Source organism: Duganella rivi, from assembly GCF_009857435.1.
Lineage (GTDB): Bacteria > Pseudomonadota > Gammaproteobacteria > Burkholderiales > Burkholderiaceae_D > Rugamonas > Rugamonas rivi.
Map to the genome: position 1 here is coordinate 1 of NZ_WWCK01000020.1, position 438 is coordinate 438.

General features: G+C 45.4%; 1 tRNA gene and 1 rRNA gene. Both read right to left on the reverse strand.

The features are described from left to right. A 23S ribosomal RNA gene (locus tag GTP45_RS27780) occupies positions 1-120 on the reverse strand; the annotation flags it as partial. A gap of 191 nt (positions 121-311) precedes the next feature. Beyond that, a tRNA-Ala gene (locus tag GTP45_RS27785) sits at positions 312-387 on the reverse strand. Between the last annotated feature and the right edge of the window lie 51 nt (positions 388-438).

Here is a 438-nt window from a genome sequence, read left to right on the forward strand (position 1 = left end):
ATTCGGAAATCTGCGGATCAAAGCTTGTTTGCTAGCTCCCCGCAGCTTATCGCAAGCTACTACGTCCTTCATCGCCTGTAATCGCCAAGGCATCCGCCATGTGCACTTATTCACTTGTCCCTATAACGTTAGCTTCTGCGACTAACAGAAAGCGTTTATAGGAATAAGAATTGTTGCATGTTTGTTGATTTCTACAATCATTACCCATCCAAACGATTTCTCATTTGGATCATAACAATTACTTACTTCTTCCAGATTTTTAAAGAACGAGAACTACACTTACGAATAAGTCTGTTATTCGTAAAGGCATTTGGTGGAGGATGACGGGATCGAACCGACGACCCCCTGCTTGCAAAGCAGGTGCTCTCCCAGCTGAGCTAATCCCCCAAATCTTGGTGGGTCTGGTTGGGCTCGAACCAACGACCCCCGCGTTATCAA